This window comes from Luteimonas sp. A478, from assembly GCF_054052025.1.
Genome location: NZ_JBSVRF010000002.1, coordinates 466,695 through 479,852, shown reverse-complemented (window position 1 = coordinate 479,852; position 13,158 = coordinate 466,695). Strand labels below are relative to the sequence as shown.

The window sequence follows — 13,158 nt, the reverse complement described above, 5'->3', positions numbered from 1 at the left end:
AAGGCTACACCGCCCAGCATGACGCCCCCCCGTAGGAGCAGCGGTGGCCTAGTACGCGAACTCGCGGAACACCTGGTCGATATCCCCGCCCCACTCGCCGTGGAACAGGGCCAGCTTGCGCTCGGCCGGGGTCTGGCCGGATTCGGCGAACTCGATCAGCGGCTCGAGGAAGCGGACCTCGTCGCTGCCCTGCTCGTTGACGATCGCCCGGCGGGCGAGGCCGGCGGCTGAAATCTGCAGGGCGCGGATGGCGAGATCCTGCACCTTCCCACCGCGGAACGGCAGGCCCAGCGCGTGCTTCGGCACTCCGTCGCGCAGCGCGTGGCGCTCTTCACGGGTGAAGTCCTTCACCAGGTCCCAGGCGGCGTCGAGCGCCGCATCGTCATACAGCAGGCCAACCCAGAACGCCGAAAGCGCGCACAGCCGGTTCCACGGCCCGCCGTCGGCGCCACGCATCTCGAGGAAGCTCTTCAGCCGCACCTCCGGGAACGCCGTGGTCATGTGGTCGGTCCAGTCGGTCAGCGTCGGCAGCTCGCCCGGCAGCGCCGGCAGCCGGCCGGCGAGGAAATCGCGGAAGCTCTGCCCGCTGGCATCGATGTAGCGCTCACCGCGCTGCACGAAATACATCGGCATATCGAGGATGTAATCGACGTAGCGCTCGTAGCCAAACCCGTCCTCGAACACGAAGTCGAGCATGCCGGTGCGGTCCGCATCGGTATCGGTCCAGATGTGCGAGCGGTAGCTGAGAAAGCCGTTGGGCTTGCCTTCGGTGAACGGCGAATCGGCAAACAATGCCGTCGCCACCGGCTGCAGCGCCAGGGCCACGCGGAACTTCTTCACCATGTCCGCTTCGCTGGCGTAGTCCAGGTTCACCTGCACCGTGCAGGTGCGGGTCATCATGTCCAGGCCCAGGTTGCCGACCTTGGGCATGTAGGCGCGCATGATCCCGTAGCGCCCCTTGGGCATCCACGGCATGTCCTCGCGGCGCCACTTGGGCTGGAAGCCCATGCCCAGGAACCCCAACCGCAGCCCGTCGGCCACGGTCTTGAGCTCGTACAGGTGGTTGCCCACCTCGGCGCAGGTCTGGTGGATGTCTTCCAGCGGTGCGCCCGACAGCTCCAGCTGCCCGGCCGGCTCCAGCGAGACCGAAGCGCCGTTGCGGGTCAGGGCGATGGTGTGCCCGCCTTCCTGCACCTCGGTCCAGTCGTAGCTGGCCAGGCCCTTGAGCACGGCTTCGATGCCGCGCTCGCCGTCAAAGGTGGGCGGACGCAGGTCGTCCAGGCGGAAGCCGAACTTCTCGTGCTCGGTGCCGATGCGCCAATCGGTGCGCGGCTTCACGCCCGAAGCGGGAACCTCCACCAGCTGGTCGCGATGGGTGATCGGCGCTTGCTCGCCGGCCTGGGTGGAACTCGACATTGGCAACCGCCCTGGTGGAAGTGAAGAACGCGGCGACATCAGCGCACGCCGCAGCCTGCTCAGTTTACCGGTGGCCGCCGCCCCGCGGCGTTCCGGCGCTGGAACACGCCATGCAGCTCCCGCCTTACCTTCGTAGGAGCTCGCCATGCGCGCGAAGCCGCGTGAATCATGGCGATGCCGCGTGGCGTCGGCGCCGCCGTCCTGAACCGGAACCCTTGCGCGTGACCAGACGTCACGCGGCTTCGCGCGCGTGGCGCGCTCTTACAGTTCCATCCAGCCCCGGATCACCGCCCGCGCCTCATCCAGACCGGTCTTGTGCAGCGCGGAGAAGGTCTGCACGCTCACCCCGTTGCCGTACTCGGACTGCAGCTCCTTGCGCACCTCCTGCAGCACGTTGCCCGAGGCGCCGCGGCCAAGCTTGTCGGCCTTGGTCAGCAACGCGTGCGCGGGCAGGCCGCGATTGACCGCGTAACCGAGCATCTGGCGGTCGTATTCCCTCAGCGGATGGCGGATATCCATCACCACCACCAGCCCGCGCAGCGCTTGGCGCTGGGCGAAATAGCCGGCGATGAACTGTTTCCAGTGCGCCTGCAGGTCCTTGGGCACCTTGGCGTAGCCGTAGCCGGGCAGATCCACCAGGTGGCGGTCTTCGTGCGGCTCGATCTGGAAAAACACCAGCTGCTGCGTGCGACCGGGCGTTTTCGACACCCGCGCCAGCGCATTCTGGTTGCAAATGACGTTGAGCGCGCTGGATTTTCCGGCGTTCGAGCGCCCGGCAAAGGCCACTTCATGGCCGCTGTCGAGCGGCAGCTGGGACGGGGTGTGGGCAGCCAGCCTGTAGCTGGCGCGGGCGAGGGGATTCGACATCGCGATAGCATCGCACGCTGGGGCTGCCGGCGTCGGGTTTGACCGCGCTCATGCCCGGCGACGATAATTCGGCGTCCTGCCGGGTGCATCATGCCCGGTCATCTGTATCCCGGAGCCAAGCATGCGCCACGCTCGCGCCTACGCCCTTGTCGGTCTGGTTACCCTGGCAGCCGCCGCGGTTGCCTTTGCCCAGTCCACCGTCCTGCCGCTGGAAGAAGAGGTGCCGGTTGAATCCGCGCCGCTGGAAGTCCTGAGCGTCGCGGAAATCCTCGAAGGCACCACTTGGGGAGATCCCGACAACGGCGCCGCGCTGGCTTCCACCTGCGCCGCCTGCCACGGCATGGATGGCAAGGCCACCGTTCGTGACATCTATCCGTCCATGGGCGGCCAGAGCGAACGCTACATGGCCCACCAGCTGGCCCTGTTCAAGACCGGCGAGCGCATGAGCCCGATCATGCAGCCGTTTGCCGAAATGCTCAGCGGCCAGGAAATGCGCGATGTCGGCGCCTACTACGCACTGCAGGAATCGGACAGCGGCCTGGCCGACGACACCGTGGTCGAAGCCGGTCCCTTCGAGGGCGCGAAGTTCTACGAAATCGGCGAAAAGCTGTTCGTCGGCGGTGACATGGATCGCGGCATCCCGGCCTGCATGGCCTGCCACGGCCCCGCCGGCGCCGGCAACCCCGGCCCCGCTTATCCGCAGGTTGCCGGCCAGCCGTCCTGGTACGCGGTCCAGCGCCTGCAGGCCTACCGTGACGGCAGCACCCAGCCGCAGGATCCGCGCCTGTTCAACATCATGGCGCAGATCGCTTCCGACCTGACCGACGAGGAAATCCAGGCCCTGGGCAGCTACATGGAAGGCCTGCATGCGCGCCCGGACGCCGCCACCCGCGCCGCCATGGCCCAGGTGGAAGTGCCGGCCGAAGCGCCCGCACCCGCCGAGCCCGCGCCCGACACCGCGGACGGCGACGAAGCCGGCGAAGGCGACCAGCCCGCCGACGGTGACGCCGATACCGACACCAACGTCGACGCTGATGCCGACCAGGATCAGGTCGACGCAGGCGAAGAATCCCAGGAGCCTGCCGCGCAGTCGTGAACTTTCACGCCTGCTGCGGGTCTGAGTCCGTACAGTCTCCTTGAAATCATTTGCCGGCCGCGTTATCGGCCGGCTTTTTTTTGCCCGGAAGCCCCGACCCGATGAACATCACCGCCCGCTGGCTCCTCCCGCTGCTGCTGGTACTGGCTCCGGCACTGGCCGCTCCCGCCGCCGCCCAGACCCCGATTGAAGGCCAAGATTACGTCCGCATTGCCGAGGGCCCGCCCTGGCAGCCGCTGGAAGGACAGATCGAAGTCGCCGAAATCTTCTCCTACGCCTGTCACGTATGCGATGAATTCCGCCCGATTCTCGACGCCTGGGCACGGCGCCAGGCCGACGACGTGCGTGTCAGCCACGTGCCCGCGGCCTACCGCCGACAGGATCCCTTCGCCACCATGTTCTTCGCTACCCGGGCGCTGGGCCAATCCGATGCGGTGCACGCGGCCACCTTCGATGCCGTGCATCGGCGCGGTCTGCTGGCCCGCAACGCCACTGTGGCCGAAATCAGCACTTTCTATGCCGGCCTGGATCTGGGCCTGAACCGCGCGCGCCTTGCCGAAGCCGCGCAGAGCGTGGAGGTCCAGCAGAAGCTCGACGCAGCGCATGAATTTCTGGTCCGCAGCGGCGCCCAGGGCACGCCGACACTGGTCATCAACGGCAAATACCGCGTCCAGGGGCGTACCCTGCAGGATGTGCTGCGTATCGCCGATCAGCTGATTGCCATGGAGCGCGAGCCTTGAGCCAACGCCCCTTGACCCCAATTTCACCAGACAAAGCCTGAGATCTGCTCATGAACTCTTTCCGCCACGCCCTGATTTCCCTGCTCCTGCCGCTGCTGCTGGTTGCCTGCGCCCAGCAGGATGACGCCGCGCCTGCCGCCACTGCACCGGGCGAAACCCCGGCTGTTGAACAGACCGCCGCGCCCGAGTCGGACGCCCCGGCCAGCGCAGAAGCCACTGCCGATACCGCCACCACGGACGCCCCGGTCCAGGCCGCAACACCGCAGGGCCCCGCCCCGGTGGAAGGCACCAACTACGTGGTGATCGAAAACGGCCAGCCGTTCCAGCCGCTCAACGGCCAGGTCGAAGTCGTCGAGGTGTTCGGCTACACCTGTGGCGCCTGCGCCAGCTTCGAGCCGGTGATCTCGGCATGGAAACAGCGCCAGCCCGAGGACGTCCGGGTGACCATGCTGGCCGCGCCGTTTGGCGGCTTCTGGACGCCGTTCGCGAAGGCCTATTACGCCGCCGAAGCGATGGATCTGGTGGACGCCACCCACCAGCAGATGTTCCGCGCCATCCACCTGGAGCGCTCGCTGCCGGTGCAGGGCGTCAGCAACGATGCCATCGCCGCGTTCTATGCCCAGCAGGGTGCGGATGCGCGCAGGTTCGCCCAGACCATGGACAGCTTCGCGGTCAGCGGCCAGATGCGCCGCGCCCAGCAGTTCATCGCAGCCGCCGGCGTGGACGCCACTCCGACCATGATCGTCAACGGCAAGTACCGGGTGACCAGCGGCCAGGATTACCAGGAAGTGCTGCGCATCGTCGACCACCTGGTGGCGCGCGAGCGCGCTGCCGGCGGGAACGACGCCGCGCAATGAACACCGCCCGGGACCAGCGTCTGGTGACCCGGCCGAGTGCCGAGTCACTGCTGCGCGCGCAATCCCTCGGGCGCCAGACCATCAAACTGCTGAGCGCCAACATCCAGGCCGGGTCCAGCACCCGGCGCTACAGCGATTACGCCACACGCAGCTGGTCGCACGTGCTGCCGACCGGCGGCAAGCGCCAGTCGCTGGACCAGATCGCCCAGCTGGCCGGCGGTCACGACATCGTCGGCCTGCAGGAGAGCGATCCCGGCAGCTGGCGTTCCGGCTTCACCAACCAGACCCACTACCTGGCCGAGCGCGGCGGGTTCGATTACTGGACCCACCAGCCCAATCGCAAGGTGGCCAACGTGGCCTCCAGCGCCAACGCGCTGCTCAGCCGCCTCGAGCCGATGGAGGTGATGGACCATCCGCTGCCCGGGCGGGTACGCGGACGCGGCCTGCTGCTGGCGCGCTTCGGCGAAGGCGAGGCAGGCCTGACCATCGCCGTGGCCCATCTGTCGCTGGGCGCGCAATCGCGCGCGGCGCAGCTTGGCTACATCGCCGAGCTGCTCAGCGACTATCCCAACGCGGTGCTGATGGGTGACTTCAACTGCACCCCGGACCGGCCCGAGATGTCGGTGCTGTACCGGCACACCTCGCTGCAGCCGCCGGACTGCAGCGTCCACACTTTCCCCAGCTGGCGCCCGCAGCGGGCGATCGACCATGTGCTGATCACCAACAGCCTGGCCACCAGCAACATGCGCGCCCTGCCCGCCGCGCTGTCCGACCACCTGGCCCTGTCGGTGGACCTGGACGTGCCCGAAGAGGCCCTGCGCACCGCCGGCTGAGCCTGCCACCGGGCCATCTCACCACAGCGCCATCGCGATACCCACCAACGCCATGAACACGGCGAATGTGCGTTTGAGCGCCGCGCCGCTGATTGCGTGTGCCAGCCGGGTGCCCAGCGGCGCGGTCAGGATTGAAGCCGCCGCAACCCCGACCGCCGCGGGCAGGTAGACGTACCCCAACGCGTACTCGGGCAGCGCCCCCGCAGGCGCCTGTACGGCATAGCCCACGGCGCTGGCCAGGCCGATGAAGATGCCACAGGCCGCCGCCGTGCCCACCGCCCGCACCGGCGCCACGCCCAGCCAGGTCAGCAGCGGCACCGTCATGCTGCCGCCGCCAATGCCTACCAGCGCCGACAGCGCCCCGATGCCCCCGCCGGCCGCGGTCAGACCCGCACCGCGCGGACCCACCGCACTTGCACCTGCAGCGGGCGCGCCTGAAAACGCCATCTGCGCCGCGATCAGCAGGCAGTAGCCCGCCACGCACCATTTCAGCACCGCGCCATCCAGGCCGATCGCGAAGCGGCTGCCCAGCCACGCCCCCAGCAGCATGCCCGGTACCAGCCAGGCCACGCTGGGCCAGATCACGCTGCCGCGCCGGTGGTGGGCGCGGGTGGAGGAAATCCCGGTCAACACGATGCTGCCCAGCGAACTGGCCAGCGCCGCGTGCATGGCGGCGTCCTTGGGCACTCCGTACTGCGGCAGCAGCCAGGCCAGTGACGCCACCAGCACCAGCCCGCCGCCAATGCCCAGCAGGCCGGCGAGCACGCCCACCAGCGCGCCCAGCGCAAGGAAAATCAGCAGCAGCGTCAGCATCCCGGCTCCGAAAACAAACCGGCCCGCAGCGGGTGCTACGGGCCGGCAACAAGGATAACGCAGCGTCCACGCGGCCCGCACCACCGCCGACCACTGCGGGGCTTCATCCACCCTTCGCTATAGTCGTCTGCGCACCGAACCAGCCTGCGACCCCCAATGAAAATACTCCTGCTTACCGCCACCCTGGTCCTGTTTGCCCTGCCCGGGGCAGCGCCCGCACAGACCGATACCGTCCAGCTGCGCACCGCGTTTGAATCCGCTGCGCGCGGCCAGCGGGTGGCCCCGCACATGGCGTCCCACCCGGCCTATGGCTGGGTGGAATTCGCCTCGCTGCGCCGCAACCTGGAGTCGCTGCCCCAGGCCCAGGCGCAGGGCTTCATGGAGCGCTACGCCGGCCAGGCGGTGGCGGAACAGTTCCGCGAGGAATACCTGCGCGCCCTGCACCGGCGCCAGGACTGGGCCGGCATCCGCGCCGCCTGGTCGCCTTCGATCACCAACACCCGGCTGCGCTGCATCGAGCTCAACGCGCGCCAGCGCCTGGGCGCGGCCGATGCGGCGTGGGACCAGGCCGTGCAGGGCATCTGGCGCTCCAGCGGCGGCTCGCTGCCGGACGAATGCGATGCGCCCTTCGCGGCGCTCGACGCGCGTGGGGCGCTGACCCCGGAACTGCGCTGGGAGCGGCTGGAGCTGGCCGCGGCGGACTGGAACCCGGGTGTGATGCGGGTGGCCGCGCGCGGCCTGCCCGCCGACGAGCGCGCGCTGGCCGAGGATTACGCCGCCTTCGTACAGGCCCCCCACGAGCGCGCGCTGGGCTGGCCGAAGAGCGCACGCAGCCGGCTGGTGGCTTCCCACGGGCTGGCCCAGCTTGGCCGCAATGATCCCGACGCCGCCGAAGCCGCGCTGCCGCGCTATGCGCGTGCACTGGCGTTCGATGAAGAAGCCAACGGCCGCGTGCAACACCAGATCGCGCTGTGGACGGTGGCTTCCTACCTGCCCGATTCTGCGCGCCGGCTGAATCTGGTGCCCGAATCCGCCTACGACAGCCGCCTGCACGAGTGGCGCGTGCGCGAGGCGATCACCCGCTCCGACTGGCGCGCCGCGCTGGACGCGATCGCCAAAATGGACGACGAGCAGCGCACCAGCTCGCGCTGGACCTATTTCGCCGGACGCATGCACGAGCTGCTGGGCCATCAGCCGCAGGCCCGGGAGCAGTACGCGCAGGCGGCAACCGACGCCACCTTCCACGGCTTCCTTGCCGCCGACCGCCTGCAGCAGCCCTACGCGCTGTGCCCGATGCCCACACCGGGCGATGCCTCGGCACGCGCGCAGGTCGCCAACCACCCGGCCATGATCCGTTCGATGGCCCTGTTCCGTGCCGACCGGCCCGGCTGGGCCACCCGCGAATGGAGCCATGCGCTGGAGCAGTTCACCGATGAGCAGCGCCGGATCGCGGTGAAGGTGGCCCAGGACAACGGCTGGTTCGACCGGGCGGTGTTCGGGCTCGGTCGCCAGCCCGAGGAGACGCGCCTGTACGAGCTGCGTTTCCCGCTGCACTACGACGAGGTGATCCGCGCCGAGGCAGCCCGCAACGGCCTGGACCCGGCCTGGGTGGCGGCCAAGATCCGCGCCGAGAGCACCTTCAATCCGAACGCCCGCTCGCCGGCCGACGCCCGCGGCCTGATGCAGGTGCTGCCCAGCACCGGCGCGGCGGTGGCCCGCCGCCTGGGGCTCAGCTGGAGCGGCGGCAACAGCCTCTACGACCCGGTCACCAACATCCGCATCGGCACCGCCTACATGGCCCAGCGTCGCGACCAGTACGGATTTCCCTACATCGCTTCGGCGGCCTACAACGCCGGGCCCACGCCCACCGCCCGCTGGCAGGCGCAGCGCGGCAGCATGGATCCCGACCTGTGGATCGAGACCATCAGCTACCGCGAAACCCGCGAGTACGTGGCCCGGGTGATGGCCTTCAGCGTGATCTACGATTGGCGCCTCAACGGCGCCGCGGTGCCGATCAGCGAGCGCATGCTCGGGCGCACCGGCGCGCCCACCCGCGCGTTCGCCTGCCCCGCCTCCGGCGTGTAGGAGCGCGCCATGTGCGCGAAGCCGCGTGACCCCGGGCATCATGCCCGCATGGACATCCATCTCGTCGGCGGCGCCGTCCGCGACCGCCTGCTCGGCCTGCCCGCCGGCGACCGCGACTTCGTGGTGGTCGGCGAAACGCCAGAGGCGATGATCGCCGCCGGCTTCCGCGCCGTGGGCCGCGACTTCCCGGTGTTCCTGCATCCCGATACCGGCGAGGAACATGCGCTGGCCCGGACCGAGCGCAAGAGCGGACCCGGCTATCGCGGCTTCGTGGTCCACGCCGATCCGTCGGTGACCCTGGAACAGGACCTGGAGCGGCGCGACTTCACCATCAACGCGATCGCCGAGGCGCCCGACGGCAGCCTGACGGACCCTTTCAACGGCCAGCGCGACATCGAACAGCGCGTGTTGCGCCATGTGGGCCCGGCCTTTGTCGAAGACCCGCTGCGGGTGCTGCGCGCGGCCCGCTTCATGGCCCGCTTTGCGTCGCTGGGCTTCAGCGTGGCGCCGGAGACGATGGCGCTGATGCGGGAGATTTCCGCCAGCGGCGAACTCGAGGCGCTGGTGCCCGAGCGCACCTGGCAGGAGCTGGCCAAGGCGCTGGCTGCCGCGCGTCCATCGGCGTTCCTGCAGACCCTGCGCCAGGCCAACGCCCTGGCCGCGGTGCTGCCGGAAGTGGACGCCCTGTACGGCGTTCCGCAGCGCGCGGAATACCACCCGGAAATCGACACCGGCATCCACCAGGAGCTGGTCAGCGACATGGCCGCACGGCTGGCTCCGGGCGACGGCGTGATCGGTTTTGCCGCGCTCACCCACGATCTGGGCAAGGCGCTGACGCCCGAATCGAAATGGCCGCGCCACATCGGCCACGAGCAGGCCGGCCTGAAGCCGCTGGAAGGGCTGTGCGACCGGCTGAAGGTGCCCAACGCGCACCGCGAGCTGGCTCGCGTCGCCTGTCGCGAGCACCTCAACGTGCACCGCACGCTGGAACTGCGCGACGCCACCGTGCACGACCTGCTGGCGCGCTGCGATGCCTTCCGCAAGCCGGAGCGCATCGCAGCCCTCGTACTGGTGTGCGAAGCCGACCGCCGCGGCCGCCTGGGCTTCGAGGATGCCGACTATCCGCAGGGTCCCGAGCTCAAACGCCTGCACGCCGCCGCCATGGCGGTCAGCGCCCGCGACGTGGTCCATGAAGGCATGACCGGCCCCGCCATCGGTCGCGCCCTGCGCAAAGCCCGCATCGACGCCATCGCCGCCACCCGGCAATCCGCCCCACTGTAGGAGCGCGCCACGCGCGCGAAACCGCGTGACGTTGATCTTTGCGATAGGGCTTCGGTCCCGGCGAACTGGGCCGAAGCCACGTACCAACGCCAGGATTCACGCGGCTTCGCGCGCATGGCGCGCTCCTACCGGGAGAGTCAGGCGGCGGTGGGGCTGGGGCCTGTGCAGGTGTCCAGGATCGCCGCCAGCGGCGCCAGCTCCGGATACTGCGGGATCACTTCTGCCAGATAAGTGAGGAACCGCTCCGCATCAGCCAGGTACCTGGGCTTGCCGTCGCGGTAATTCAGCCGCGCAAAGATACCCAGCACCTTCAAATGCCGCTGCACGCCGATCAGGTCGGCGTCGCGGAGGAACTGCGCCAGCTCCGGCACCGGGATGCCCGCCACCTTGGCGCGGGCGTGATAGCGGCCCAGCCACCCGCGCACGCGCTCCGGCTCCCAGCTGTGGAACGCATCGCGCACCAGGCTCACCGGGTCGTAGGCTACCGGTCCGCGCACCGCGTCCTGGAAGTCCAATACCGCCAGCCCGCCATCAACCGGCATCAGGTTGCGCGGCATGTAGTCGCGATGCACGAACACCTGCGGCTGTGCCAGTGCGGATTCGATCAACAGTTGCTGCACCCGTCGCAGGCCTTCGCGCTCGCCGGCGTCCAGCTCCACCCCGAGGTGGCGGCCGAGATACCACTCTTCGAACAGGTCCAGCTCGCGCTGCAACAGCGCGGCATCATATGCGGGCAGGTCCGGCGGGCACTCGAGCTGCTGCAGCTGCAGCAGCTGGTCAATGGCCAGGTCGAAAGTCGCCTCCGGATCCAGCCGGTCCACCGCCTGCAGCCAGGTGTCGCCGCCGAGGTCCTCCATCAGCAGGAACCCGGCCTCGTCGTCGCGCGCCAGCACCCGCGGCACCCGCACCCCGCCAGCCTCCAGCACCGCGTGCATGCGCAGCCACGGGCGTACGTCTTCCAGCGCCGGCGGCGAATCCATCACGATCAGGGAGCCGTCCGCAGTGCGCCCCCGCCAGTAGGTGCGAAAGCCCGCATCGGCGGAAGCCCGCTCCAGCGCGAGATCGGGAACGCCACTGGCACTGCGCGCCCACGCCAGCCGCACGGCCGCGCGCGCCGCCTCCGGCGCGCGTGCGGCAAGCGAGATCACGGTCATGTTGGATACCGGGTCTGGATCATCACGGCAGATTAGCAATTTCATCCGCGAAAAGGCCCCCAACCGTAGGAGCGCGCCATGCGCGCGAAACCGCGTGACATTGGCGGCGCGGTGGAGCGTCGGTCACTGCGCCGGGACCAACGCCACGCGGCAGGGCCGTAATTCACGCGGCTTCGCGCGCGTGGCGCGCTCCTACGCGGGTGACCTGCCTCCATCAAGCCGCAGCAGGAGGTCGCGCAGGGGCGTCAGCCGCGTCGCCAGCCCGGCAATCACGCCCAGCGTATTGGCCAGCGCATCGGCCCGCTCCATCTGCCGGGTCTCGGTCAGCGCATCCTGGGCCCATTCCAACCCGATGCCCATCAGCACCAGTCCCAGTGCGGCGCCGAGCAGCGCCGGCCAGCGTGCATACAGCTGCACCGCGGCCGCGGCCAGCACGCCATACGCCAGGAAGTGGCCGATCTTGTCGCCGCCTTCCACCGGCGGCATCGGCGGCGGCGGCGCCAGTGACACCACCACCACCGCAGCGATCGCAACGCACCACAGCCCGCTCCACAGCCACGGCCGGCGGAACGGCTTCAGCGACCTGCCCACACGCAATCGGGTCACAGGCGATGGCTCAGATCACCCGCCAGGAAGGCATGGCTGAAGTCCACCCCGCGCTCGAACCCCATCGCCTGGAAGCTCTCGCCCATGCCGTCGGGCAGGGTCAGCTGCTTCACCTGCTGGCGCAGCGAATAGAGCGCGGCTTCGTCCGCGGCCCCGGCCTCGTGCGCGACCAGCCGCTCCGGCAGCCGGTTGCCGATCAGGAACGCGGCCTGGTTGCAGTAGCCGGAAAACTCGAACCCGGCCCCGGTGCCCGCTTCCACCAGCGCGGTGAAGTCCACCGAGGCGGTGAGGTCCTGCAGGCCGGGGTTGGCGAAGACATCGCCGCTCACCTGATGGCGGTGGAACGCGCGCAGGGTGCCGTCATTGCGCTCGGGCAGGTAGTACTCGCGCCGGGCGAAACCGTAATCGACGAACAGCATTACTCCGTTGCGCAGTCCGCCGGCCACCGCCTGGATCCAGTACGGCAGCTGCGGCAGCAGCTCGGAGCGGTAGCCATCGGCGAACGGCCGCTCCAGCTGGCTCTCCACATGTCGCACCGCGGCCGTCAGCAATGCATCCGCCGGGCGCTCGGTACGCACGAAGGCGCCGTCTTCGCCGATCGCCACGTGCTCTTCAAGCACGTCGCCGCCGCGCACGCAGAATCGCGGCGTCGGCAGGGCATCGATCACCTCGTTGGCAAACAGCACGCCGTCCCAGGTGTCATCCGGCGGCCCGTCCAGCCAGTGCACGCGCTCGAACACCTCCGGTGCCAGCCGCGCGCGCAGGTATTCGCGCTGGCGCTCGCGCAGGTCCGCGCTGGGCTCGAGGATCACGTAACGCGCAGGCAGCGCATCCAGGGCCACCAGATGGCTGATGGCATCGGCGGCAAACCGCCCGCTGCCACCGCCGATCTCCACCATCTGCGCCTCCGCGCCCAGCTGCGCCAGCACCGGCGCCACCGTCTCGGCCACGCATTCGGCAAACAGCGGCCCGATCTCCGGCGCGGTGATGAAATCCCCCGCACGGCCGAACTTGGTCGCCCCGGCGCTGTAATAGCCCAGCCCCGGCGCGTACAGCGCCAGCTCCATGAAGCGCCAAAATGGAATTGCGCCGTCGGCGGCCTGGATCTGCTCGCGGATCAGCGCCTCAAGGCGCCCGCTGTGGGCGAGCGCAGCGGTGTCGTTTTCGTCGGACTCAGTCATGCCCCAAGTTTACGCAACCCCCACGGGGTAGGAGCGCGCCATGCGCGCGAAACCGCGTGACATCGATCCACGCCGCGTGGCGCCGGCTGCATCGCTGGAACCGAAGCGCTTCTGCAAAATCCAATTCACGCGGCTTCGCGCGCATGGCGCGCTCCTACCGGGGTCAATCCTTTGTGATTGCTTGTTCCAATTGAAGGTCGCCAGTGTCCAGGCCACGCCCGGGCCGCGG

Annotated in this window: 12 protein-coding genes; 6 read left to right on the top strand and 6 right to left on the bottom strand. The window is 69.3% G+C overall.

Annotated features, from left to right (window positions below; translation table 11 throughout):
* Positions 1–48: 48 nt before the first annotated feature.
* Positions 49–1,416, bottom strand: a complete 1,368-nt coding sequence (locus tag ACW7G3_RS05820; RefSeq protein ID WP_456981656.1) for a glutamate--cysteine ligase — start codon at positions 1,414–1,416, stop codon at positions 49–51.
* Between the two features lie 261 nt (positions 1,417–1,677).
* Positions 1,678–2,283 (bottom strand): ribosome biogenesis GTP-binding protein YihA/YsxC, encoded by a 606-nt coding sequence (gene yihA, locus ACW7G3_RS05815; protein WP_456981655.1) that lies wholly within the window; start codon positions 2,281–2,283, stop codon positions 1,678–1,680.
* Between the two features lie 121 nt (positions 2,284–2,404).
* Here yihA and ACW7G3_RS05810 point away from each other — a divergent pair, with 121 nt between their 5' ends.
* The 4 genes from ACW7G3_RS05810 to ACW7G3_RS05795 all read left to right on the top strand — a co-directional run bounded on the left by ACW7G3_RS05810 (position 2,405) and on the right by ACW7G3_RS05795 (position 5,809).
* Positions 2,405–3,379, top strand: coding sequence for a c-type cytochrome (locus ACW7G3_RS05810; RefSeq protein ID WP_456981654.1), 975 nt, complete (start codon positions 2,405–2,407; stop codon positions 3,377–3,379).
* A 101-nt stretch (positions 3,380–3,480) separates the two neighbouring features.
* The gene (locus ACW7G3_RS05805) at positions 3,481–4,119 is read left to right on the top strand and encodes a thiol:disulfide interchange protein DsbA/DsbL (RefSeq protein ID WP_456981653.1); all 639 of its coding nucleotides are present in this window, start codon (positions 3,481–3,483) and stop codon (positions 4,117–4,119) included.
* A 50-nt stretch (positions 4,120–4,169) separates the two neighbouring features.
* A complete protein-coding gene (locus ACW7G3_RS05800) occupies positions 4,170–4,976 on the top strand; it encodes a thiol:disulfide interchange protein DsbA/DsbL (RefSeq protein ID WP_456981652.1) in 807 nt (268 codons plus the stop codon).
* A gap of 86 nt (positions 4,977–5,062) precedes the next feature.
* On the top strand, positions 5,063–5,809 hold the full coding sequence (locus ACW7G3_RS05795) for an endonuclease/exonuclease/phosphatase family protein (protein ID WP_456975607.1): 747 nt from the start codon (positions 5,063–5,065) through the stop codon (positions 5,807–5,809).
* Positions 5,810–5,827: 18 nt separating this feature from the next.
* Here the strand turns inward: ACW7G3_RS05795 and ACW7G3_RS05790 are convergent, their stop codons facing one another.
* The gene (locus ACW7G3_RS05790; protein ID WP_456981650.1) at positions 5,828–6,622 is read right to left on the bottom strand and encodes a sulfite exporter TauE/SafE family protein; all 795 of its coding nucleotides are present in this window, start codon (positions 6,620–6,622) and stop codon (positions 5,828–5,830) included.
* Positions 6,623–6,778: 156 nt separating this feature from the next.
* Here ACW7G3_RS05790 and ACW7G3_RS05785 point away from each other — a divergent pair, with 156 nt between their 5' ends.
* Both ACW7G3_RS05785 and ACW7G3_RS05780 read left to right on the top strand, forming a co-directional pair.
* Complete coding sequence (locus ACW7G3_RS05785) at positions 6,779–8,707, top strand: transglycosylase SLT domain-containing protein (RefSeq protein ID WP_456981649.1); 1,929 nt, start codon at positions 6,779–6,781, stop codon at positions 8,705–8,707.
* 48 nt (positions 8,708–8,755) lie between these two features.
* Positions 8,756–9,988: a multifunctional CCA addition/repair protein gene (locus tag ACW7G3_RS05780; RefSeq protein ID WP_456981647.1), complete on the top strand. Its 1,233-nt coding sequence runs from the start codon at positions 8,756–8,758 to the stop codon at positions 9,986–9,988.
* 137 nt (positions 9,989–10,125) lie between these two features.
* Here ACW7G3_RS05780 and ACW7G3_RS05775 read toward each other — a convergent pair whose 3' ends face one another.
* The 3 genes from ACW7G3_RS05775 to ACW7G3_RS05765 form a co-directional block, all read right to left on the bottom strand.
* Positions 10,126–11,142: an aminoglycoside phosphotransferase family protein gene (locus tag ACW7G3_RS05775; RefSeq protein ID WP_456981646.1), complete on the bottom strand. Its 1,017-nt coding sequence runs from the start codon at positions 11,140–11,142 to the stop codon at positions 10,126–10,128.
* Between the two features lie 192 nt (positions 11,143–11,334).
* Positions 11,335–11,748 carry a VanZ family protein gene (locus ACW7G3_RS05770; protein ID WP_456975535.1) on the bottom strand — a complete coding sequence of 138 codons (414 nt, stop codon included), beginning with the start codon at positions 11,746–11,748 and terminating at the stop codon, positions 11,335–11,337.
* Positions 11,745–12,929: a class I SAM-dependent methyltransferase gene (locus ACW7G3_RS05765; protein WP_456981645.1), complete on the bottom strand. Its 1,185-nt coding sequence runs from the start codon at positions 12,927–12,929 to the stop codon at positions 11,745–11,747. The genes ACW7G3_RS05770 and ACW7G3_RS05765 overlap by 4 nt, the downstream gene beginning before the upstream one ends.
* Positions 12,930–13,158: the final 229 nt, after the last annotated feature.

Bases quoted from the DNA above. Each gene is read 5' to 3' on its own strand.
- ACW7G3_RS05820 (WP_456981656.1), bottom strand. From the start codon at position 1,416: ATGTCGAGTTCCACCCAGGCCGGCGAGCAAGCGCCGATCACCCATCGC.
- yihA (WP_456981655.1), bottom strand. From the start codon at position 2,283: ATGTCGAATCCCCTCGCCCGCGCCAGCTACAGGCTGGCTGCCCACACC.
- ACW7G3_RS05810 (WP_456981654.1), top strand. From the start codon at position 2,405: ATGCGCCACGCTCGCGCCTACGCCCTTGTCGGTCTGGTTACCCTGGCA.
- ACW7G3_RS05805 (WP_456981653.1), top strand. From the start codon at position 3,481: ATGAACATCACCGCCCGCTGGCTCCTCCCGCTGCTGCTGGTACTGGCT.
- ACW7G3_RS05800 (WP_456981652.1), top strand. From the start codon at position 4,170: ATGAACTCTTTCCGCCACGCCCTGATTTCCCTGCTCCTGCCGCTGCTG.
- ACW7G3_RS05790 (WP_456981650.1), bottom strand. From the start codon at position 6,622: ATGCTGACGCTGCTGCTGATTTTCCTTGCGCTGGGCGCGCTGGTGGGC.
- ACW7G3_RS05785 (WP_456981649.1), top strand. From the start codon at position 6,779: ATGAAAATACTCCTGCTTACCGCCACCCTGGTCCTGTTTGCCCTGCCC.
- ACW7G3_RS05780 (WP_456981647.1), top strand. From the start codon at position 8,756: ATGGACATCCATCTCGTCGGCGGCGCCGTCCGCGACCGCCTGCTCGGC.
- ACW7G3_RS05775 (WP_456981646.1), bottom strand. From the start codon at position 11,142: ATGACCGTGATCTCGCTTGCCGCACGCGCGCCGGAGGCGGCGCGCGCG.
- ACW7G3_RS05765 (WP_456981645.1), bottom strand. From the start codon at position 12,929: ATGACTGAGTCCGACGAAAACGACACCGCTGCGCTCGCCCACAGCGGG.